This window comes from Mycolicibacterium sp. TUM20985, from assembly GCF_030295745.1.
In the GTDB taxonomy this organism is placed as follows: domain Bacteria; phylum Actinomycetota; class Actinomycetes; order Mycobacteriales; family Mycobacteriaceae; genus Mycobacterium.
Genome location: NZ_AP027291.1, coordinates 329,111 through 351,255, shown reverse-complemented (window position 1 = coordinate 351,255; position 22,145 = coordinate 329,111). Strand labels below are relative to the sequence as shown.

At 67.4% G+C, this 22,145-nt stretch carries 15 protein-coding genes; 1 reads left to right on the top strand and 14 read right to left on the bottom strand.

Going from position 1 to position 22,145, the window contains the following annotated elements:
- Nucleotides 1-17: 17 nt before the first annotated feature.
- Nucleotides 18-428 (bottom strand): hypothetical protein, encoded by a 411-nt coding sequence (locus QUE68_RS01645; RefSeq protein WP_284232281.1) that lies wholly within the window; start codon nucleotides 426-428, stop codon nucleotides 18-20.
- A gap of 22 nt (nucleotides 429-450) precedes the next feature.
- Between QUE68_RS01645 and QUE68_RS01640 the strand changes: the two genes are divergently transcribed.
- Nucleotides 451-1,332 (top strand): MBL fold metallo-hydrolase, encoded by an 882-nt coding sequence (locus QUE68_RS01640; RefSeq protein WP_286275053.1) that lies wholly within the window; start codon nucleotides 451-453, stop codon nucleotides 1,330-1,332.
- A gap of 76 nt (nucleotides 1,333-1,408) precedes the next feature.
- Here the strand turns inward: QUE68_RS01640 and QUE68_RS01635 are convergent, their stop codons facing one another.
- From QUE68_RS01635 to glf, 13 genes are all read right to left on the bottom strand, one after another.
- The gene (locus tag QUE68_RS01635) at nucleotides 1,409-2,986 is read right to left on the bottom strand and encodes an acyl-CoA carboxylase subunit beta (protein ID WP_284224213.1); all 1,578 of its coding nucleotides are present in this window, start codon (nucleotides 2,984-2,986) and stop codon (nucleotides 1,409-1,411) included.
- The gene (pks13, locus tag QUE68_RS01630; protein ID WP_284224212.1) at nucleotides 2,983-8,343 is read right to left on the bottom strand and encodes a polyketide synthase Pks13; all 5,361 of its coding nucleotides are present in this window, start codon (nucleotides 8,341-8,343) and stop codon (nucleotides 2,983-2,985) included. The genes QUE68_RS01635 and pks13 overlap by 4 nt, the downstream gene beginning before the upstream one ends.
- A gap of 51 nt (nucleotides 8,344-8,394) precedes the next feature.
- A complete protein-coding gene (gene fadD32 / locus QUE68_RS01625; RefSeq protein WP_284224211.1) occupies nucleotides 8,395-10,284 on the bottom strand; it encodes a long-chain-fatty-acid--AMP ligase FadD32 in 1,890 nt (629 codons plus the stop codon).
- A 188-nt stretch (nucleotides 10,285-10,472) separates the two neighbouring features.
- Nucleotides 10,473-11,486 (bottom strand): carboxylesterase Culp6, encoded by a 1,014-nt coding sequence (gene culp6, locus QUE68_RS01620; RefSeq protein WP_286275052.1) that lies wholly within the window; start codon nucleotides 11,484-11,486, stop codon nucleotides 10,473-10,475.
- Nucleotides 11,487-11,504: 18 nt separating this feature from the next.
- Entirely contained in the window at nucleotides 11,505-11,966 is a 462-nt protein-coding gene (locus QUE68_RS01615) for a DUF732 domain-containing protein (RefSeq protein WP_284224209.1), read from the bottom strand.
- A 66-nt stretch (nucleotides 11,967-12,032) separates the two neighbouring features.
- Entirely contained in the window at nucleotides 12,033-12,881 is an 849-nt protein-coding gene (locus QUE68_RS01610; protein WP_286275051.1) for an esterase family protein, read from the bottom strand.
- Nucleotides 12,882-13,157: 276 nt separating this feature from the next.
- The gene (locus QUE68_RS01605; RefSeq protein ID WP_284224207.1) at nucleotides 13,158-14,153 is read right to left on the bottom strand and encodes an esterase family protein; all 996 of its coding nucleotides are present in this window, start codon (nucleotides 14,151-14,153) and stop codon (nucleotides 13,158-13,160) included.
- Nucleotides 14,154-14,270: 117 nt separating this feature from the next.
- The gene (locus tag QUE68_RS01600) at nucleotides 14,271-15,299 is read right to left on the bottom strand and encodes an esterase family protein (protein WP_454786451.1); all 1,029 of its coding nucleotides are present in this window, start codon (nucleotides 15,297-15,299) and stop codon (nucleotides 14,271-14,273) included.
- A gap of 185 nt (nucleotides 15,300-15,484) precedes the next feature.
- Nucleotides 15,485-17,380, bottom strand: a complete 1,896-nt coding sequence (gene zomB / locus QUE68_RS01595) for a flagellar motor control protein ZomB (protein ID WP_286275981.1) — start codon at nucleotides 17,378-17,380, stop codon at nucleotides 15,485-15,487.
- An 85-nt stretch (nucleotides 17,381-17,465) separates the two neighbouring features.
- Nucleotides 17,466-18,380, bottom strand: coding sequence for a decaprenyl-phosphate phosphoribosyltransferase (locus QUE68_RS01590; protein ID WP_286275050.1), 915 nt, complete (start codon nucleotides 18,378-18,380; stop codon nucleotides 17,466-17,468).
- Nucleotides 18,373-18,915 carry a phosphatase PAP2 family protein gene (locus QUE68_RS01585; RefSeq protein WP_286275049.1) on the bottom strand — a complete coding sequence of 181 codons (543 nt, stop codon included), beginning with the start codon at nucleotides 18,913-18,915 and terminating at the stop codon, nucleotides 18,373-18,375. The genes QUE68_RS01590 and QUE68_RS01585 overlap by 8 nt, the downstream gene beginning before the upstream one ends.
- Nucleotides 18,912-20,864 (bottom strand): glycosyltransferase, encoded by a 1,953-nt coding sequence (locus QUE68_RS01580; protein WP_286275048.1) that lies wholly within the window; start codon nucleotides 20,862-20,864, stop codon nucleotides 18,912-18,914. The genes QUE68_RS01585 and QUE68_RS01580 overlap by 4 nt, the downstream gene beginning before the upstream one ends.
- On the bottom strand, nucleotides 20,864-22,105 hold the full coding sequence (glf, locus tag QUE68_RS01575) for a UDP-galactopyranose mutase (protein ID WP_286275047.1): 1,242 nt from the start codon (nucleotides 22,103-22,105) through the stop codon (nucleotides 20,864-20,866). Before glf ends, QUE68_RS01580 begins: the two co-directional genes overlap by 1 nt.
- Nucleotides 22,106-22,145: the final 40 nt, after the last annotated feature.

Below are 22,145 nucleotides of genomic sequence, written 5' to 3'. Positions count from 1 at the left end.
ACCGGATCGCGCGCGGCTCAACTCGGTGCCCGGTTGCGGCCGAACATGCGGTCGACGAAGCCGGCCACGGCGTCGTCAGCGCGCTGGCCCTGGGTGCGGACGTCGGTCATGACCTCCGCGGTCACCGAGTTGGTCGACTCCCGGATGATCCTCGGCAGGTCGACGCCGTCGATGATCAGATTGGCCAGCCCGATGAGGTCGATGCGGGCGATGATCGCGTCGATGTCGATGTCGGCGGCGATGGCGTCCACGTCCACCCGCTCCCGCACCAGAGCGGTCAGGTCGATCTCGTCGAGGACGAGCCCCACCATCTGGGAGCCCACGGCCGACACCGTCGCCCGCAGTTGCCTGATCAATTCCTCCCGACCGCGCCGCACGCGGTCGCCGACCAGCGGCACTCCGTCGAACAATGCGAGCAGGTCAGGCACCTTCGCATCGTAGTGTCGACGGATGACCGACCGCATCAAGCTGGGCAACGCGACCGTGACGCGTGTCTTGGAGTGGGAGTTCGAAGTCGGCGCAGGCCTGTTCGGCGAGACCCCGGCGGAGGCGTGGCAGGACGAGGCCGACCTCCTGGTGCCGACGTTCTACGACCCGGCCACCGACCGATGGCGGGTCGTCATGCAGAGCTGGGTGATCGACGTCGACGGGCTGACCGTCGTGGTCGACACCGGGGTCGGCAACGACCGCGACCGTCCCCACATGCCGCCGCTGGCAGGGCTGAGCACCGACTTCCTCGGCGCCCTGCGCCGGGCCGGGGTGGCGCCGGAGGAGGTCGACGTCGTCGTCAACACGCATCTGCACACCGACCACGTGGGCTGGAACACCACGCTTGGTTCGGACGGCCGGTGGGTGCCGACGTTTCCCAACGCGCGCTACCTGATTCCCGAAGCCGACTACCGCTTTTTCGCCCCCGACGGGCCGGGCGCGACGGAGGGTTCACGAATCGTGATGGCGGACAGCATCTTTCCCGTCGAGGATCAGATGCAGCTATGGTCCGACGACCTGGTGCTCAGCGAGTCGTTGCGACTGCGGCCCGCTGCCGGCCATACGCCGGGGTCGTCGGCGCTGTGGCTCGACGCCGGCCGCCCCGCGGTGTTCGTCGGCGATCTCACGCACTGTCCCATTCAGATTCCCCGACCCGACGATCCGTGTGGCTTCGACGTGGATCCGGCCGCCGCGGCGACGGCGCGCAAGCGGGTCTTCACCGAGGCGTCGCGGTCGCGGGCGGCGGTGATTCCTGCGCACTATCCCGGCCATGGCGGGGCGACGCTGGTGGCGCGCGGCGACCGGTTCGAGGTCGACGACTGGCTCGGATTCGCGCCGATCTGAGCCGCGAGCGTGCGAGAAGTGCGATTTCTGCGCGGCGTGTCGCCCGCAGACACGCACTCTCGCGGGAAGGTGGCGGCTAGATGGGGGTGAGGCCGTGCTTGCGCTGCACCCGCGAGATCTGCTTGTCCCGCAGCAGGCGCATGGCGCTACGCAGGTGCAGACGCGTCTGGTGCGGCTCGATGACCCCGTCGATATAACCCCGCTCGGCGGCGATCCACGGCGTCGCCAGGTTGAGGTTGTACCCCTCGATGAAGTCGGCCTTGATCTTCTGCACCTCGGGCGACGTCGGATCGGGGAACCGCTTCACCAGCAACTGCGCAGCGCCGTCCGCGCCGATCACCGCGATGCGGGCCGTCGGCCAGGCGAAGTTCAGATCGGCCGTCAGCTGCTTGGAGCCCATCACGGCGTACGCGCCGCCATAGGACTTGCGCACGGTGATGGTCACCTTCGGGATGTCGGCCTCGACGACGGCGTTGAGGAACCGGCCGCCGCGCTTGATGATGCCGCCCTTCTCCGGTCCGACGCCCGGCATGAAGCCCGGGGTGTCGACGACGAAGACCAGTGGCGTGTTGAACGAGTCGCAGAACCGGATGAACCGTGCGGCCTTGTCGGACTCCTCGTTGTCGATGGCGCCCGCGTTGTACATCGGCTGGTTCGCGATGACCCCGACCGGGCGACCGTCGATCCTGGCGAAGGCGGTGATGATCGCCGGCCCGGCATTCGCGGCGACCTCGAACACGTCACCGTCGTCGAAGATCCTCAGCAGGATCTCGTGCATGTCGTAGCCGGTGTTGTCGTTGTCCGGCACGATCGCGTCGAGTTCCAGGTCATGCGGCGTGATCTCGGGTTCGAGCCCGGGGTTGACGACGGGTGCCGAGTCGAAGGTGTTGGGGGGCAAGAAACTCAGGTAGTCGCGGACGTATTGGAACGCGGCCTCTTCCGACTCGACCACCTGGTGGATGTTGCCGTACTTGGCCTGCGCGTCGGCACCGCCGAGCTCGTCGAGCGAAACGTCCTCGCCCGTCACGTCCTTGATGACGTCGGGCCCGGTGACGAACATGTAGCCCTGATCGCGCACCGCGACCACCAGGTCGGTCTGGATCGGCGAGTACACCGCACCGCCGGCGCACTTGCCGAAGATCAGCGAGATCTCCGGAACCAGCCCGCGCAGCAGTTCGTGGCGCCGGCCCAGCTCTGCGTACCAGGCCAGCGAGGTAGCGGCGTCCTGGATGCGGGCTCCGCCGGAGTCGTTGATGCCGATGATCGGGCAGCCCACCATGGCCACCCACTCCATCAACCGCGCGACCTTGCGGCCGAACATCTCGCCGACCGAGCCCTGGAACACCGTCTGGTCGTGGCTGAACACGCCGACGGGCCTGCCGTCGATGGTGCCGTGACCCGTGACGACGCCGTCCCCGTAGAACGCGTTGGGATCGCCTGGCGTCTTGGCCAGCGCACCGATCTCGAGGAAGCTCCCTGGGTCGAGAAGCGAATGAATACGCGAGCGTGCGCTCGGTATCCCCTTCTTGTCCCGCCGCGCCTTCGCCTTCTCGTCGCCGGGATCCTTGGCCAGCTCCAACCGCTCGCGGAGTTCGGCCAGCTTCTCGGCCGTCGTGTGGGCCTTGCTGGTGACGGGAGCCGCCTCTTGGGTCACTTGTGCTCGCTCTCGATGCGGTTGATCGCCTCACTCATGTGCGCGCCGACCTTCGCAATGTACGGCTCGTCGATCGCTTGGATGTGCTCGCCCCCGATCGCCACCACCTCGAGATCGGACACGAATTCACCCCAGCCGCCGTCGGGTTGGCGGATCCCGTAGCGGGGCTCGAACTTGATCGCATCGTCGTGGTAGCGGTCGGCCATGTACAGCGTGACGTGACCGTCGTACGGCTCGATGACGACCGTCTCGAGCGCACGGTTGTCCAGGTACGACGTCCGCTGATGCTCGATGATGCCGCCGGGGATCTGCACTCCCGCGTTCTGCACGGCATCGAGGACGAACTGCACCTGGCCCGCGTCGTCGAGTCCCTCGAGTTCCTCGTACGGAATCGGCGGGATCTCCACGTTGAAGTTCTTGGCCGCGAACGCCGCATACCTGTCCCAGCGCTTGCGGGTTTCCTCCGTGGTCTGAGGAACCTCCTCGCCGGCCCGCACGGTGTCGATGAGCCCGACGAACCGGACATCGGCGCCTTGCTGCTTCAGCCCGATCGCGCAGGCGTAGGCCAGCGCGCCACCCAACGACCAACCGGTCAGGATGAACGGCTTGCGTGCCCCTTCTCCCGTCGCTCTGCTCGCCCAGCCATTGAGCTCCAACAACTTTGGCACGTACTGTTCGGCACGCTCCTGAATGGTGCCCTCGACGCGCTCCAAGCCGTACATCGGCGTGCCCGCGGGAAGGCGCTTGAGCAGCGGCTCGTAGACCACCGTCGAGCCGCCCGCCGCGTGGAACACGTAGACGGGCACGTCATCGTCGTGCACGGGCTTGCGGATGGTCCTCACGAAACCGTCGAGCTCGCCCGCCTCGAGGAACTCCCGCACCGTGGTGGCGAGCTCCTCGATGGTGCCTGCGTTCTTCACGTCCTCGACCGTGATGGTGCCCTCGGCCCGCTCGGTCAGACGCGCGGCCATCTTCTGCGCCTCGTCGTCGGACAGCGACCGAAGCGGGTTGAAGACGCCGCCCGGCGACTTGCCGGTGACGATCGCCCAGGTGGCGAAGGTGACCCGCTCGGAAGCGTCGCGCGGAGGCACGTCGGAGTTCAACGCCTCGGAGATCGCCTGCTGGTTCAGCACCTGCGCCGCACCGGCCAGGTTCGGCGTCTTCACCTCCGCGGTGGGTCCGGCGGGGTTCGTCGGCGGAGGCGGCGGGGGTGGGGTGCCCGGACCCGCGGGATCACTTGGTGGCGCCGGGATCTCGGCGGTGATCCCCTGCGCCTCGGCCTGCTTCTGGGCGAGCCTCGCCTCGAGCTCGGCGACCGTGGTCGCTCCGCCCATCAGCTCGGCCTGGGCCGCGGCGATCTCCTCGTCGGTCTGGGTCTTCTGGACCTCGGCGAGCTGAACCACCTCGTCGCGGTTCTCGATCGCGTACTGGATCAACTTCTCCACGGCGTAGAGGTTGGCGTCGCGCACCGCAGTCAGCTGGATCGGCGGAAGGTCGAAGTCGTACTCGACGCGGTTCTTGATGCGCACCGCCATCAGCGAGTCGAGCCCCAGCTCGATCAGCGGCACCTCCCACGGCAGATCCTCGGGCTCGTAGCCCATGGCGCTGCCGACGATGGTGCCCAGGCGCTGCGCGATCGTCTCGCCGCTGTCGGATGACCACTTGGCGAAGCCAGCGGCGATGCCCGCGCCAGCGGTGAGGCTGTCGTGCAGAATCGCGGCGTCGTCTTCTGGCTCGGGCTCAGCAGCCACCTCGGTCACCACGGTCACCGCCGCCACCGCGGCACCCGCACCGACGGCCGTCGGCAACGTCGTCGCCTGGCCGCCGCGCGTCACGATCGCGTCGTACACCAGGGTGAACGACTCCTCGATGCGCGCGTGCACCTGCACCGTCGCACCGCCGGGGTGGCGGGTCAGCGTCGTCACCAGCCGAGCGTCGTCCGCTGGAACCGCACGCTGCTCGTAGGCAGTGAGCGTGGCATCGGGAAGTACCTGCACCGCAGCGGCTTTCACCAAGGCGGCGAGATCGGTCGCGGCGCGTGGGGCGAACTCCCAGACGTGGCGGCCATCGGGCATGGCGACGTGGGTGCCGGGCAACAGGTTCGATCCGTCCCCGGAGAATCGGACGTCGAGCCAGTGCGGCTTGCGCTTGAAGCGCGTCGGCGGAATGTTCGCGTACTCGCCACGCGCGAAGAGGGTGCGGAAGTCCAGATCGTGACCGTGGGTGAACAGCTGCGCCATGGCCGTGGTCATCGAGTCGACCTCGTCCTGCTTGCGCGCCAGCGTCGCGACGAGCTGCGCGTCGTGCAGACCCGCCGAGGCCGTGGTGAGCCCAACCTGCATGAGTGCCACGGGATTCGGGGCCAGTTCGAGGAAGGTCGTGTGTCCGTTGTCGACGGCGTTGCGGATGCCGTGGGTGAAGTAGACGCTGTGGCGCAGCCCCTTCTTCCAGTAGTCGACGTCGTGGATCGGCTCGGCCCCGGCGCGCACCAGGCTGCCCTCGTGGACCGTCGAGTAGTACGCCGTCTGCAGCGGTCGCGGGTCGATGCCCTGCAATTCGGCCGCGAGCTCGCCGAGCAGGGGGCCCATCTGCTGAGTGTGGCTGGCGCCCTTGGTCTGGAACTTGCGGGCGAACTTGCCCTCGGCCTCTGCCCTGGCGATGATCGCGTCGACCTGCTCGGGCGGGCCGCCGATCACCGTCTGCGTCGGCGCCGCATACACGCACACCTCGAGGTCGGGGTAATCGGAGAACACCGTCTTGATCTCGTCGGCCGAATACTCGACGAGCGCCATCAGGCGGATGTACTCGCCGAACAGCATCGCCTCGCCCTCACCCATCAGGTGTGCGCGCGAGCAGATGGTCCGGGTGGCGTCCTCCAACGAAAGACCACCGGAGAAGTAGGCAGCCGCCGCCTCACCGAGCGATTGTCCAACCAGCGCACCGGCTTTCGCGCCATGAGCCTTGAGCAATTCACCGAGGGCGATCTGGATCGCGAAGATCACGGTCTGCGTGGTCTCGATGCCGTAGTCCTGCGAGTCGTCGAGGATCAACTCGACGATGGAGTAGCCGAGCTCGTCCTGCACCAGGGCGTCGACCTGGTTGATCCACTTGGCGAAGATCTCGTCGCGCAGATACAGACTCTTGCCCATCTTGCGATGCTGGGCACCGAATCCGGCCAGTACCCAGACGGGTCCGTTGGTGGCAGGGCCGTCGGCGGCGAACACCAGCGGCGACTGCTTGCCCTCGGCCAACGCGTGCAGGCCCTTGACCGCCTCGTCGTGGTCGTGCGCCAGAACCACTGCGCGCGAGCGCCCGTGGTTGCGTCGCGACAGCGACCGCCCGATCGACTCGAGCGAGGCCGCCCGGCCTTCCTCGCTGTCGATCCAGTCGGCCAGCTCGGCGGCGGTGGCCCGCTTGCGCGAGGTCAGGAACCCTGAAACAGCGAGCGGGACGACGGGTGTCGGCTGATCGCTGGCCTCGAGCTCCTCGCGGGCGATCTCCAGCAGCCGCAGCGCCTCGTCGGTGAGACCCGGTAGCCCCGGCTCGGCGTCCACTGACACGGCGGGAACGTCGAGACCGTCGTCGTCCTCATCGTCGAGAATGTCGCCGTACTCATCGACCCGCACGCCGCCGACGTAGGTGGCCTGCGCCTCGGACTTCGTCTGCACCTCAACGGTTTCAGGCACCGGTTCCGGCTCGACGAGATCGGACGGCAGCACCTCGCGCACCACGAGGTGAGCGTTCGCGCCACCGAAGCCGAAGCCCGACACACCGGCGATGGCATGGCCGCTGTAGCGCGGCCAATCGGAGACGGTGTCGTTGACCTTGACGTGGATCTTCTCGAAGTCGATGTACGGATTCGGCCCCGAGTAGTTGATCGACGGCGGCAGCTTGTCGTTGTGCAGCGACAGCGCCACCTTGGCCAGACTCGCCGCACCCGCGGCCGACTCCAGGTGTCCCACATTGGATTTCACCGCACCCAGCAGTGCGGGCTGGTCGGCCGCGCGGCCCTTGCCGACCACCCGTCCCAGTGCGTCGGCCTCGATCGGGTCACCGAGGATGGTGCCGGTGCCGTGCGCTTCGACGTAGTCGACGGTGCGCGGGTCGATGCCCGCGTCCTTGTAGGCCTTGCGCAACACGTCGGCCTGCGCGTCGGGATTGGGCGCCAACAGCCCGTTGGACCGACCGTCGTGGTTGACCGCAGTGCCGGCGATCACGGCGAAGATCTGGTCGCCGTCGCGGCGCGCGTCGGCGACGCGCTTGAGCACCATCATGCCGCCGCCCTCGGAGCGGGCGTAGCCGTTGGCGTCGTGCGAGAACGACTTACAGCGGCCGTCGGGCGCCAGCACGCCGCCGACCTCGTCGAAGCCCAGGGTCACCATCGGGGTGATCATCGCGTTGACGCCACCGGCGACGACGGCGTCGACGTCACCCGCACGCAGCGCCTTGACGCCCTCGTGCACCGCGACCAGTGACGACGAGCACGCGGTGTCGATGGACATGGAGGGGCCGCGGAAGTCGAAGAAGTAGGACACCCGGTTCGCGACGATCGAGCTGGCCGTGCCCGTGATGGCGTACGGGTGGGCGGCGTTGGGGTCGGCGATGCTGAGGAACGTGTAGTCGTTGTTCGAGCTGCCGACGAAGACCCCGACGCTCTCCCCGCGAAGGCTGGACGCCGGAATCCTGGCGTGCTCCAACGCTTCCCAGGTCAGCTCGAGGGCCATCCGCTGCTGCGGGTCGAGGTTGTCGGCCTCCATCTTCGACAGCGCGAAGAACTCGGAGTCGAAGCCCTTGATGTCGGACAGGTAGCCGCCGCGGGTATGCGCCTTGGCCACCCGCGCGGCGATGCGCGGCTCGGCGAGGAACTCCTCCCAGCGGCCCTCGGGCAGCTCCGAGCTGGAGTCCTTGCCATCGAGCAGGGCACGCCACATCTCGTCGGGAGTGTTCAGGTCGCCGGGGAATCGCGTGCCGATGCCGACGATGGCCACGTCGTATTCGGCGGAGTCGACGTCCTTGGTGCGCGACCAGTCGTAGTCGTCGTCGACGGGAGCTTCGTCTTCGGGGTCGCCCTCGACGATGACGGTCGCCAACGATTCGATCGTCGGGTTCCGGAACACGACGGTGGCGGTCAAGGTGACGCCGGTGAGATCCTCGATGTCACTGGCCATCGCGACGGCGTCGCGTGACGAGAGACCCAGTTCGACCATCGGTGCGGACTCGTCGATGCGATCGGCGGGTTGCCCCGTCGCGTCGGCGATCCAGTTGCGCAGGTACTCCCGCAGCTCGGCGACCGTCTTGTCGGTACGCGCCGGCCCGACACCTGCCGGCGATGGCGAATTATCTTCGGATTCAGTCATGTTCACAGTCACTTTCGCCGGTGTGCGGCCTGAGTGGGACCGACGATCGCGTCAGTCCGCCTGATCGGGGAAGTCGTTCGCGATCTTGCCGCTGCGCAGGGTGCCGTCCAGGTAGGCCGAGCGGCACGCCCGGCGGCCGATCTTTCCGCTCGACGTACGCGGAATGGCACCCGCAGGCGTCAGCAGCACGTCGCGCACCGTCACGCCATGCCGGACCGCGATGGCGGCACGGATCTCGTCGGCCACCGGCGCGAGGTCCATCTTGTTGGCGCCGGCGGCCCGCTCGGCGACGATGACGAGCTGCTCGGAGGAGTCGCTGGGGTCGCGCTTCAGACCCGCGTGCGCGTTCTCGAACACCACGTCGGGCAGTTGATTGGCAGGCACCGAGAACGCCGCGACGAAGCCGGTCCGCAGCGCCTTGCTTGCCTCTTGCGCGGAGTACTCGAGGTCCTGCGGGTAGTGGTTGCGGCCGTCGACGATCACCAGGTCCTTGACGCGGCCGGTGATGTAGATGTCGCCCTCGTAGAAGGCGCCGAAGTCGCCGGTGCTGACCCAGGTGGCGTCGTCGGGCGCGCCCTCGGCGTGCGACGCGCCGATCCTGGACTTGAGGATGTTGTGGAACGTGGCGATGGTCTGCTCGGGCCTGCCCCAGTAACCGGTGCCCATGTTCTGCCCGCTGATCCAGATCTCGCCGATCTGCCCATCGGGCAGCTCGCTGGCCGACGCGGCGTCGACGATGACAGCCCACTCGGACACGCCGACCTTGCCGGCGGACGCCTGCGCGACGGCCGACGGCGCGTCCTCGGCGACCTCGACGAAGCGGTAGGAGTTGAGCTGCTCACGGTCGACGTAGACGATCTTCGGCGGCTCGTCGGTGGCGGTGGTCGATACGAACAGCGTGGCCTCGGCCAGCCCGTAGGACGGCTTGAGCGCCTTCGGGTTGAAGCCGAACGGCCCGAACGCCTCGTTGAACCGGCGCACGGTGGCCGCGGAGATCGGCTCGCTGCCGTTGAGCACGGCCTTGACGTTCGACAGGTCAAGGGGCGGTTCGCCGTCCTTGGGGACGCCGCGGGCGGCCGCGTGATCGAAGGCGAAGTTCGGCGCGACGGAGATGACGCTTCCCGTGTCGTCGTCCTTGCGGGCCATCTCGCGAATCCAGCGACCGGGCCTGCGGACGAACGCCGCCGGCGTCATGAAGGTGATGTAGTGCCCCACGACGGGCGGGATCATCGCGGTGATGAGACCCATGTCGTGGAAGAACGGCAGCCAGGTGACGCCGCGGTCGCCCTCGTCGCCGCCGATTCCCTCGATGACCTGGACGATGTTGGTCGCCAGGTTGAGGTGGGTGATCTGCACGCCGGTGGGGACGCGGGTCGACCCGGACGTGTACTGCAGGTAGGCGATGGTGTCGTGGGTGACGTCCTCCTGCACCCAGGTGGCGCCGACCTCATCGGGCACGGCGTCCACGGCGATCACGCGGGGCCGCTCCTTGGCCGGCCGGGTGCGGAAGAACTTGCGCACGCCTTCGGCGGAGTCGGTCGTGGTCAGGATTGCGGTGGGCTGACAGTCGTCCAGGACGGCGTGCAGCCGGCCGACGTGGCCGGGCTCGGCCGGATCGAAGAGGGGCACGGCGATGCGGCCGGCGTAGAGGACGCCGAAGAAGCCGATGAGATAGTCCAGATTCTGGGGGCACAGGATGGCCACGCGGTCACCGGGCTGGGTGACCTGTTGCAGCCGCGCACCGACCGCCTTGTTGCGGGCGCTGAAGTCACGCCAACCAAGGTTGCGTGCGACGCCGTCGCGCTCGGTGGAGAAATCGATGAACTGGTAGGCGAGGTTGTCGCCGCGCACCTTCGCCCACTTCTCCACGTGCCGGACGAGATTGCCGCTGTCGGGAAACCTGATCAGGCCGTCCTTCAAGAACGGGTTGTGGAATCCCATTTGTCACACTCTCCTGTCGACGCCGATCCCGTCCTCAGACGGACGAGGCCAAACCTCAAGATCGTACCGGGGCGCAGCGGTCTGCTTTTGGACCAATGACGCGTGGCACTTCGCCGTGTTTCTGGGGCGAGCTTCTTACTTTTCTCTTAATGTTAGGTGACCTTCACGCAGAGGCCAAATCTCGACGCTCATCCGTGTTTTGGGCGCGGCGCGCCGTCGATGACGCCCCGGGTCCACGCCTCGGTCCACTGCGTTGCGGTCTGTCCGTCGAGGGACCAGAACTGTGGGGTGTTGTACAGGGCATGCACCGGCTGACCTGCACCCCCGCTGAGGACCTCCAGCGTCTTCGGCAGGTTGACGATGGAGAACGCCCCCTCGGGTGCCGAGCAGATTAGATCACCCGTCGCGCAGATCTGATTCGTCCGGTCGTTCAGGGCGCCGAAGCCACCGGGGCGCGGGCCGCTCATGGTCAGACCCAGCGCCGACAGCGTCGGCACCTCCTGCAGCGTGATCTCCGCACCCTGCCCGGGCGGGTTGGGGCCGACGTCCTGGCCCACTCCGGCCTCCCTGCGGCCGTCGGCGATCAACGTCACACCGAGCACGAGGTCGGCGTCGACCGGGCCGCGGCCGTTGCCGATGTCGCTGGCGATGTCACCGCCGATGACGGCGCCCTGCGAGAACCCGACGATCACGTAACTCGTCAGCGGGCAACGGTTGTTCATGTCGGTCAGCGCCTGGATCGCCGCCCGGCTTCCCTCGGTGCGACTGTCGTTGTAGGACATCTGCTTGTCCGCCGCGAACGGATTGTGGAACTGAGCGGTGTACGGAACCGTGTACATGGCCACCCGATCCTCGCCGAAGGCCTGGCGGAGCGGGTTGGTCACGTTGAGTAGCAGCGCGATCGGGAACTGCGTCGGATTCACCGGATCGAGTTGTGGTGAGGACTCCCAGGTGCCGGGAATCGACAACACCATCACGTCCGCGCAGCTGGCGTCCTGGAACTCCGGCCGGGGCTTCTGGCCAGGCGTGGTCGCCCCGGTCGGCGGCTGCGCCGTCGGCGGCACGGCGCTGGGAGGCAGCGGTTCGGGCGACCGCATGACGATCCACAGGCCGACGACGACGAGGCCGACCAGTACCGCCACCGCCCCGGCTGCGGTCAAAGCGAGGACGACGTGGCGTTTGCGTCGGCGATTGGTGGCCATGAAGTGGGAGGTCTCCTACTAGCAAAGGGTGTGGGTGGCGATGCGAATGTAGTCGGCGGTCTCGGCGTTCACCTGCCCGGCGGGGGCCGCCACCGACTCACCGTACGAATCCCTGACGTCACCACGCACCATCGGCAGGACGAAGTCCCACACCACCTGATCGCTCTGGTTGGCGGCCCGAGCCTGGCACACATAAGACCCGATGCTCAACGCCGACAGTTCACTGGACGGTGTGACACCCGATTCGGTCAGCGCGTCGAGGAACGACCGTTGCGCGGGGGTGACCACCAACTCCGGTTCATCGCCCGGCTCGGCGACTGGAGGAGCAGCGAAGGTCTGGGCGCTGGTGCCCGCCGCCGTGGTCTCCGACGGTGCCATGCCGATCGTTGCCATCACGTCGTCGCCCATCCCGCAGCCGCTGACCATCAAGGCTGCACAGGCCATCGCGGCGCTTGCCGTTCGCGGTCTGTCGAGGTGCACGACTCCAAGGTACCGGCTGAGCGAGACCAAGCCGGGAAGCGTTTGCTAAGTCTGCACCCGCGGGTGCTACTTGATGGCGGCGACGAGGTCACCCGACATGGCCGCCAGCTGAGGACCCCAGCTGCCCCAGTCGTGTTGCCCCGAGGTCGGAAAGTCGAAGTGGGCGTTGTGCCCACCGACGCCGCGGTAGTGCTGATAGAACGTCCGGTTGCTACCGGCCGCCTGGTCGCAGAAGCCGATCATCGCGACGGGATCAGTGCACGACAACGCCCCGGGGCTGTAGATCCACAGCCGAGTGTTGTTGGCCACCAACAGGCTTACGTGGACGTCGGGGTCGTGCCACTTCCAGCGGCCGAGCTGCGCCGCACCCCACATCGCCTGGGTGTTGACGCCGCCGTACTGCGCCATGCCCGCCGTGATGGCACCGTTCAGCGCGGTGGCCGACGGCGTCATGAAGCCCGACATCGAGCCGGCGTAGCGAAACCGGTCGGGGTGGAAGGTCGCCATCATGAGGGCACCGGTACCGCCCTGGGAAGCGCCCACGACGCCGTGCCCGTTGGGGGCCAGGCCCTTGTTCGCGGCCAGCCAGTCCGGCAACTCCTGGGACAGGAAGGTCTCCCACTGCCTACCGCCGTCGGCCTCCCAGTTGGTGTACATGGTGAAGGCGCCGCTGGCCGGTGCGGCCACCGAGATGCCCTTCCCTGCCAGGGTGCTCATGGCGTTGCCCGCCGTGACCCAGTTGTTCACCGGGTCACCCGCGTTGAAGGCATCGAGGAGGAACACCGCATGCGGGCCCCCCGCCTGGAACGCCACCGGGATGTCGCGGCCCATCGCCGCCGAGGGAACCATCAGGTACTCGACGCCGTCGGCCTTGGCGACATGCGGGCTGGCCACCCAGAGACCGACGGCCAGCATCAGGGCGAATGTCGTACGACCCCAGCTTGATATGCGGCTCCGCCGCGGGAGCGTCGAGAACAGCCTCATACCCATCTCACCCATCTGTCGATCGCCTGAACGCACCGCCCTAACGGATCTCTCGACGGGCGCATGCAGCAACGGCTAGTGAATCACATCACGACGATGAGCCGCGCCGGAAACGAAGCGGGTCTGCTCTTCGCGCAAGCGCTCGACGAAAGACGGCGGCGACCCCCGAGGGGATCGCCGCCGCCTATCCGTCTGTTTTGCTACGGCTTACGAAACGGCCGTCGGAACCGCGTTGAGGACGCGCTGGATGTCCGGCTTCATCGCCTGCAGCTGCTGACCCCAGTACGGCCAGTCGTGGGTCCCGCTCTCCGGGAAGTTGAACACGCCGTTGTTGCCACCCGCGGCCATGTAGTTGGTCTGGAACTGCTTGTTGGTGCGCAGCGTGAAGCTCTCCAGGAACTTGGCGGGCAAGTTGTTGCCACCCAGCCCGGACGGAGTGCCGTCGCCACAGTAGATCCAGACACGCGTGTTGTTCGCGACGAGAGTCGCCATGTTGGCCGGCACCATCGGGTCGTTGTACTTCCAGGCCGGGTCGGTCTCCGCCTTGCCCCACATGTCATCGGCCTTGTAGCCGCCGGCATCACCCATCGCGGTGTTGATCAGTCCCGGCCACCAGCCCTCGGAAGGGTTGAGGAAGCCCGACAGCGCCGCCGCGTACTGGAACTGCTGCGGGTGGTGGATTGCCAGGGTCAGCGATGCCGAACCGGCCATCGACAGCCCGACGGCCGCGGTACGGGTCGAGTCGACGCCGTTGTTGGCCGCCAGGTACGCAGGAAGCTCCTGGGTCAGGAAGGTCTCCCAGTTGTACGTCAGGCAGGTGCCACTCTTCTTGCCGCACGCCGGCTTGTACCAGTTGGTGTAGAAGCTGGACTGGCCACCGACGGGCATGACGACCGAGACGCCCGAGCCGTTGTACCACTCGAAGGCGGGCGTGTTGATGTCCCAGCCGTTGAAGTCGTCCTGCGCGCGGAGGCCGTCGAGCAGGTAGGCGCTGGGCGAATTCGCCCCGCCACTCTGGAACTGCACCTTGATGTCGCGACCCATGCTGGGCGACGGCACCATCAGGTACTCGACCGGGAGGCCCGGCCTCGAGAATGCTCCGGCTGTTGCCGAACCGCCGACGCCGGCGATCAGTCCCGACAGCGTTCCCGCCGCCAGGGCCGCGACCGCGAAGCGGCGCGCCATCTTGCCTACGAAACTCATGCGTGTATGAATCCTTTTCATTCGAATGCCGCACGACAGACGCGCTGCGTGCGGTAGTAGTCAACCACACGCAGGAGTGATCGCTCGCTCCTGCGGGTGTCCTGCCTGGTCACCGGCTCAGCCATTGAGTGCGGCGATCAGATCGGGCTTCAGGGCCTGCAGCTGCTGACCCCAGTAGGCCCACGAATGGTTTCCCTCGGGTGGGAAGACGAACGTGGCATTGCTGCCACCAGCCTTGGCGTACCTCTCTTGAAAGCGCTTGTTGCTGTTGATCGCTAGCGATTCCAAACTGTTGGCGTTCAGCGACTGGCCGGGGTCGACGTTCTCGTCGAGGGGGCCGCCACCGGGGGCGCAGTAGATCCACAGCCGCGTGCGGTTGGCCACGAAGCGATCCACCTGCAGCACGGGATCATTGCGCTTCCACGCCTGGTCCCACGGCGGGCCCCACATGTCGTCCACGTTGTAACCACCCGCGTCGAGCATGGCCACCCTGATCGCCTGCTTCATGAACAGCGTCGACGGGTTGAGGAACCCCGAGAGCGACGCCGCGAAGCTGAACTGGGCCGGGTGATACGCCGACAGGATCAGGCTGGCGCCGCCTGCCATCGACAGGCCGACGATGCCGTTGCCGGTCGGTGAAAGCCGTTTGGCTGCTGCGAGGTACGTGGGGAGTTCCCTGGTCAGGAACGTCTCCCACTTATAGGTAAAGGTCTGGTCGTTGAAGCTCGACGGTGAGTACCAGTCGGTGTAGAAGCTCGACTGACCGCCGACGGGCATGACCACCGAGACACCCGACCGATGGAACCACTCGAACGCGGGCGTGTTGATGTCCCAGCCGTTGAAGTCGTCCTGCGCACGCAGCCCGTCGAGCAGGTACACCGCCTTGCTCGGCCGGGTGGCAACGGCAGGGGCGTCGGCGGGCGCCGGGTCACCGGCGGGCTGGTACTGGACACGGATGCTGCGGCCCATTGCCGTGGAGTAGACGTCGAGGTACTCGACCGGCAGGCCCTCGCGGGAGAACGCGGCCGCCACGGGGGTGCCGCCCGAGACGTCGCCGATCACCGTCGCGGCGGGCACCGACAGCACCACGGCAATCGCCACGGCCGCGCGCCGAAGCCCGCGATTCGCGGCGCCGAGGCGCGTCATCGTCCACATGGGTAGCACTCAACCATCCAATTTCTCATGTCCGGTACCGCTGATCGGCGGTTTCCGTGGCACAGCACATGGCAAGCGGTGCTTCTCGATTGCTTATCGCCTGAACGCGGCCTCTGCGTTACCGAACCATCACCAAACCATCGGAACACGCTGGCAAACAAATCTCGTGGAGTTGGTCACGGTCCCGTCGCGGGGAGACCCGTGTACGGCGGCACCTTGGTCGGCGGGGGCTCCAGACCGCATCGCACCAGCTCATAGAGCGGGACGCGGTCGATCCGGTACTTGGTGAACTCCCACGCATTCGCCACGTTCGAGGCGAAGCGCTTCACCCCCAGCGGACCCCGGATGGAGGAGAGCATGGCCTCGGTCTCCGGACAGGTCAGGGCGACCTTGGCCTGGGTCACCCAGTCCTCGTCGAGATACGGCGGAATGTAGGGCCGCTCCGGCAGGAAGGGTCCCTCGGCGACCGCCCAGTCGGGGAACAGGTTCTTGTCGTGGCCGATGCGGCCGTCGTCCAGTCGCGCGGTGTGCGCGGCCAGCGGGTTGGCCAACCCGATCTGGTCGATGACCCGGACGTCGAGACCGACGTTCATGCCAAGCATGCCGAGGTTGGTGAAGAAGACGGTGTGGGGACCGCGACGCTGTTTCTCGGTGAGCGGAGGTTCGCCGGGCGGCGGGGGTGGCGGCGGGATCGCGGGCACGACGTCCCACTGGTCGTAGTTGCCCGACGGCAGCAGCAGGGCGCCTTCCGGAGTGTTGTCGATGGCCTGGAGAACGGCACGCATCCGCGGGTAGTCGAGGTAGTCGGCGGCCGTCAGCGGATGCGCGTGGCCCGTGGCCTGCGCGTAGAAGCGGCGTTCGTCCACGATGCCCGAGTACGTCACCCGGGTGGCGTCGGCTCCGAGCCCCGGCGAGTTCGCCGCCCACAGCGACCAGCCGACGATCGCCAGCCAGAACACCGCCGACGCGCCCGCCAGCAGATAGCCCGGACCGCGGACCGCCCGCATCCCGGACGGAAGGACGACCGGAATGACCGAGATGGGCGCGAGCAGACAGAACAGCGGCGTCAACAAGACGCGGCCGTGCATGAAATCGCCGCCCTGACGGATCCAGTAGATGGCCTGCAGCAGCCCGCTGGCGAGCATGAAGACCACGACGGCCGTGGGACTTTGAACGATGCCCGCCCACCGCCCCCGGCCGGCGGCGACCGGACCGCGCTTGCGCCACAGCAGACTCCGGACGCCCAGCAGCAGCAGGCCGAGCCCCGCCAGCAGCACCAGCGGTATCCACAGGAGATACGGCTCGTTGAAGTTGCCGAGGTAGACGAAACCCTGCGACCACTTGGACCCCGACGCGTCCTTGGCGATCGCGGTGCCGGGAACGAGCAGGCCGTAGTACCCCATCCGGAAGATCTGATACAGCACCGGGAGCAGACCGCCGGCGACGACGATGAGCAGCCGCCGACGCCAGCCGCGCGCCGCGACGAGCATCATCACCAGGGCGAGACCACCGATCAGGGCGAGCTCCGGACGGACCAACACGGACAGGCCCGCCAGGAATGCCAGGGCACCGTCGAACACGCGACCGGTAGCGTTGGCGGGGGGCTCGTTCGACGCGGGCCGGTGCACCCTGGGAGCCTGCGACCAGCACACCATCATCCACCACAGCAGGCCGAGATAGGCCAGCACCAAACCGTTTTCGAGGCCCGAGGTGGCGAAGTCACGCGCCGGGGGAACCGCGATGTACACCAGCGCGCCCGCCGGCAGCAGCAATGCCCGCCTCCCCCGCAGGCCCGGTGCGTAGAGCCGGCCGGTGCCCAGCATCACGAACACGACGCCCGCGATGCTGAGCGTCAGGGCCAGCGTCAACGCCACGTACTCCAGCTTGAGCGGACCCCCGATCCACGCGCCCAGCGTGACGAGGTACGTCCACACCGTCGAGGTGTTGGCCTCCACCCGCTCGCCTGCGTTGAACACGGGCCCGTTGCCCGCCAACAAGTTTCGTACGGTCCGCAGTACGATCAATCCATCGTCGGCGATCCACCGTCGCTGCCAGGCCCCCCAGGTGAACATGGCCCCGACGAGCACCACACTGACCCACAGGCTGACCCGCACGGTGGGGTTGAAGCGAAATGCCGGCCAGCGGGCCGTGAACCGCTCAGCTGAAGTAGGCCGCTGCACAGACGCTTCCGATCCACGCCACGGCGAGCAGCTGCAGCACACGATCGCGCAGCGCGATGTCCTCGGGTTCGCCCGCCAGCCCTCCGTCGACGTCCACCGCGTAACGCAGGATCGCGATGGTGAACGGAACCATCGACACCGCATACAGCGACCCGCCGCCCATGCGGTCCCGCTCGAAGGCCCAGAGCCCGTAGCAGAGCACGACGGCGGTGGCGGACAGCGTCCACACGAACCGCAGATAGGTGCTGGTGTAGCTCTCCAGCGACTTGCGGATCTTGGCGCCGGTGCGCTCGGCGAGGCGTAGCTCGGCGTACCTCTTGCCGGCCGCCATGAACAGCGACCCGAACGCCATGACGAGCAGGAACCATTGCGACAGTGGGATGTTCGCGGCGACGCCGCCGGCGATGGCCCGGATCAGGAATCCCGACGACACGATGCAGATGTCGAGCACCGCCTGGTGCTTCAAGCCGAAGCAGTACGCCATCTGGACCGCGATGTAGATGGCCATCACCAGCGCCAGGTTGGGCGACACGTACCAGGCGAGGCCCATCGACACGGCGCCCAGCGCCACCGCGAGGCCGTACGCCAGCGGGACCGGTACCACTCCCGCGGCGATCGGCCGGAATCGCTTGGTGGGATGCGCCCGGTCGGCCTCGACGTCGCGGGCGTCGTTGACCAGATAGACGCACGACGCCGCGAGGCTGAACGCCACGAACGCGATGAGGACGTTGACGCCGTCGTCGAAGTCGAATCGGACATCGCGACCCAGCGCCGCCACGGGGGCCGCCAGGACGAGGAGGTTCTTCACCCACTGTCGCGGCCGGATCGCCTTGACGAGGCCGCTGGCCAGATTCTTCGGCGGTCCCGCCACGGGGGGTGCTTCTTCACTCATGCGGGTCACCCGTCTCCTTCCGATCCACTCGATCACCGAGGGCGCCGACCACCTGGGCGACGGCGGTGCCGAGCGCCACTCCGGCGAGCACATCCGTCGGGTAGTGCACGCCGAGCACCAAGCGAGACAACGCCATTGGCGGTACCAGGAGCCATGGCAATGGGAGTCCCGTCGCGCGGCCCAGCAGAATTGCGGCGGCGGTGGTCGACGTCGCGTGTGCCGACGGGAAGCTGAGCCGGCTCGGCGTCGCGACATTCACGGCGATCGACGGGTGATGCGGGCGTTCGCGCTTCACCACGCGTTTGACGACGACCGCGCTCGCGTGGGCCCCGAACGCACCGATGCCCGCCGTCAGCCAGACCCGGCGCCGCCGCGGTTGCAGCAACGCGCCGAGCAGGGACACCCCGACCCAGCCGGCGCTGTGCTCGCCGAAGTGCGACAGCGCCCGCGCCCCTGGCAGGACGCCGGGCCGCCCGGCGAGGGCCGACTGGACGGCGACCAACGCCGCGTCCTCACCCCGCAGGGCGTCGGTCACCGCGACACTTCTGCCGGTGAGTTCGGCGAGGTCGGCAGTACCGACTCCCACTTCTGCGTGCTGGAGAGCACCGGCAGCGCGTCGCGATAGACCCGGCGCATTCGGTTGAACCTGCGCGCCAGCAGGGCCTGACGCTTCATCGATTCGCGTAGTAGTTCGAACATCTTGTCGCGGTCGCGCTGGCGGAACACCACGCCGCGCCCGTCGGCCGTCGTGACGGTCACGCCGTCGACCCGCGACAGCGAGAACCAGCGCGCGTCCTGCGTCGCGACATTGATCTGCGGACGGACGTGATGCTCGGGATCGTGAGTTCGGAGCTGGTGCAGGATGCCGCGGGTCAGACGCACCGCGATCGACAACGGACTCACGGGGATCTTGATCTTCTTGCGCCAGCGCTTGTCCGACGGCGTCGGAAGCGACGTGGCACTGGGCAGCACCACCGCGTCGGGGAACTGGGCCCGCATCGCGCGCACCTCGGGCAGCGCCGACTCGAGGATCGAGAAGATGTGCTCGGGGCCGGCGAGGAAGTCGTCCATTGCCTTGTTCTGAATGGCAACCGTCGAATACTCAAGGCAGAGAAGATGTTTGATCGTCGCCTTGAGATGGCTCCCGATCAGACCGGAAATGCCACCGTCCCAATGCATGGCGGCGACCACCAATCGATTGCGCAGGTGGAAGTACGCCTGCCAGTCGATGGCATCGTCCTTGTCGCTCCACGCCATGTGCCAGATCGCGGCCCCGGGAAGCGTGACCGTCGGGTAGCCGTGCTCACCGGCACGCAGCCCGTACTCGCAGTCGTCCCACTTGATGAACAGCGGCAGAGGCTGGCCGAGTTCCTCGGCGACACTGCGCGGAATCATGCACATCCACCAGCCGTTGAAGTCGGCGTCGATGCGGCGGTGCAGCAGACGGCTGCGATATTCCTCTTCGTCGTTGAGCGGGTACTTGGCGAAGTTGTGGTCGTACTCGGTGTTGACGGCGTTGGTCCACATGAAGTTCGCCTGGTCGACCATCTCCCCCATCACGTGGAGGTGCGACGGCTCCTGCAGGTTGAGCATCTGACCGCCGACCAGCGTCGGGGTCTTGGCGAAGCGGTTGAACGCCAGCGCCCGCAGGATCGAGTCCGGCTCGATGCGGATGTCGTCATCCATGAACAGGATCTGTTCACAGTCGGTGTTCTTCAGCGCTTCGTACATGACGCGGCTGTAGCCACCCGAACCGCCGAGGTTGGGCTGGTCGTGGATCGTCAGCCGGCTGCCGAGTCCGGCTGCGGCCGCGGCGAAGTCGGGATGGTCCTTGGCTTTCGAGGTGCCCTGATCGGAGACGATCACCGCGGAGATCACCTCGTCGACCAGCGGGTCCGACGTCAGGGTCGCTAGCGCATTGACGCAGTCAGCCGGTCGGTTGAAGGTCGGGATGCCGATGGCGACGTTGGCCCGGCCGGGTGCGGGTTGCGGTGCGTACCAACCCGCACCGTGCAGCGTCACCTTGCTATCGGTGGTGACGTCGAACCAGATCCAGCCGCCGTCCTCGAACGCATCGAGGCCGATCTCGAACTCGGCGAAGGTGGACGTGGTGGAGTCGGCACTCGCGACGGCACTGCCGCCCACCGTGATTCGCGCCCCGGTGGCCTTGGAGCGGTAGACGTCGACGCGGGCGCTGCCCGTCAGCTCGACGCGCAACACCACCGATTCCAGGATCGACCAGCGCCGCCAGTAACTGGCCGGGAAGGCGTTGAAGTAGGTCGCGAACGACACCTCGGACTCGGCGCCGATCTCCAGCGTCGTGCGGCTCGGGGCGTGGGCCCGCCGCGCGTTGGTGGTGGACTCCTCGATGTAGAGCTTGCGCACGTCGAGCGGCTCGCCGGGCCTGGGCAGGATGACGCGGGACAGCAGGCTGACCGCCCTGGCCTGTCCCGCGCCGAGCGCGCCCGAGGGAATGTCACTCATCATGTGCTGCTTTCTGTTTCGGGATCGCCGAGCGGCGCACCGTCGCGCAGGTGCGGTGCCAGCGTGTTGTCGTACATGTTCAGCGCACTGGCGATGGCCATGTGCATGTCGAGATACTGGTAGGTACCGAGGCGTCCGCCGAACAAGACCTTCTGCGACGCGGTCTCGGCCTTCGCCCTCGAGCGGTAGGTGGTGAGCAGTTCGCGATCGGCTTCGGTGTTGATCGGATAGTAGGGCTCGTCGTCGGCGTCGGCGAACCGCGAAAACTCCCGCATGATCACGGTCTTGTCCGTCGGGTAGGCGCGCTCGGGATGGAAGTGCCGAAACTCGTGGATGCGGGTGTAGGACACGTCGGGGTCGTTGTAGTTCATCACGGGCGTGCCTTGGAAGTCTCCGCGGTCGCGGATGACCTCGAGCTCGAAGTCCAGGGTGCGCCAGCCCAGCCGTCCCTCGGCGTAGTCGAAGTAGCGGTCCAGCGGGCCGGTGTACACGACGGGCGCGTCGGGGCTGGCGGCGCGGAGTTCTTGGCGGACGTCGAACCAGTCGGTGTCCAGCCTGACCTCGATGCGGTCGTCGGCGGCCATGTTCTTCAGCCAGGCGGTGTAGCCGTCGACCGGCAAACCCTCGTACGTGTCGTTGAAGTAGCGGTTATCGAAGGTGTAGCGCACCGGGAGGCGGTTGATGACCGCCGCCGGAAGGTCGACGGGGTCGGTCTGCCACTGCTTGGCCGTGTAGCCCTTGACGAACGCCTCGTACAGGGGCCGGCCGATCAGCGAGATGGCCTTCTCCTCCAGATTCGACGCATCGGCGGTGGAGATCTCGGCGGCCTGCTCGGCGATCAGCGCGCGCGCCTCGTCAGGGGTGAAGTACCTACCGAAGAACTGCGACACCAGGCCCAGACCCATCGGGAACTGGTAGGACTGCCCGTCGTGCATCGCGAAGACGCGGTGCTGGTAGCCCGTGAAGTCGGTGAACTGCCTGACGTAGTCCCACACCCGCTGGTTGGACGTATGGAAGAGGTGCGCACCGTACTTGTGGACCTCGATGCCGGTCTCGGGTTCCGGTTCGGAGTAGGCGTTACCGCCGAGGTGGGACCGGCGATCGAGGACGAGAACGCGACCGTCGAGCTGCGAGGCCACGCGTTCGGCGATCGTCAGGCCGAAGAATCCGGAGCCGACGACGATGAGGTCGAAGCGGCCAGCGGGCCGGGGCGCAGCGACCTGGGAAGAAGGAGCTGTCATCGGCAGCAAGGGTATCCGACGCCGACCTCACCGCCCGAAT

What these genes read in the sequence shown, in the direction of transcription:
- QUE68_RS01640 (WP_286275053.1), top strand. Translation starts at nt 451, where the DNA reads ATGACCGACCGCATCAAGCTGGGCAACGCGACCGTGACGCGTGTCTTG.
- pks13 (WP_284224212.1), bottom strand. Translation starts at nt 8,343, where the DNA reads ATGACTGAATCCGAAGATAATTCGCCATCGCCGGCAGGTGTCGGGCCG.
- fadD32 (WP_284224211.1), bottom strand. Translation starts at nt 10,284, where the DNA reads ATGGGATTCCACAACCCGTTCTTGAAGGACGGCCTGATCAGGTTTCCC.
- culp6 (WP_286275052.1), bottom strand. Translation starts at nt 11,486, where the DNA reads ATGGCCACCAATCGCCGACGCAAACGCCACGTCGTCCTCGCTTTGACC.
- QUE68_RS01610 (WP_286275051.1), bottom strand. Translation starts at nt 12,881, where the DNA reads ATGCTGGCCGTCGGTCTCTGGGTGGCCAGCCCGCATGTCGCCAAGGCC.
- QUE68_RS01605 (WP_284224207.1), bottom strand. Translation starts at nt 14,153, where the DNA reads ATGAGTTTCGTAGGCAAGATGGCGCGCCGCTTCGCGGTCGCGGCCCTG.
- QUE68_RS01600 (WP_454786451.1), bottom strand. Translation starts at nt 15,299, where the DNA reads ATGACGCGCCTCGGCGCCGCGAATCGCGGGCTTCGGCGCGCGGCCGTG.
- zomB (WP_286275981.1), bottom strand. Translation starts at nt 17,380, where the DNA reads ATGTTCACCTGGGGGGCCTGGCAGCGACGGTGGATCGCCGACGATGGA.
- QUE68_RS01590 (WP_286275050.1), bottom strand. Translation starts at nt 18,380, where the DNA reads ATGAGTGAAGAAGCACCCCCCGTGGCGGGACCGCCGAAGAATCTGGCC.
- QUE68_RS01580 (WP_286275048.1), bottom strand. Translation starts at nt 20,864, where the DNA reads ATGAGTGACATTCCCTCGGGCGCGCTCGGCGCGGGACAGGCCAGGGCG.
- glf (WP_286275047.1), bottom strand. Translation starts at nt 22,105, where the DNA reads ATGACAGCTCCTTCTTCCCAGGTCGCTGCGCCCCGGCCCGCTGGCCGC.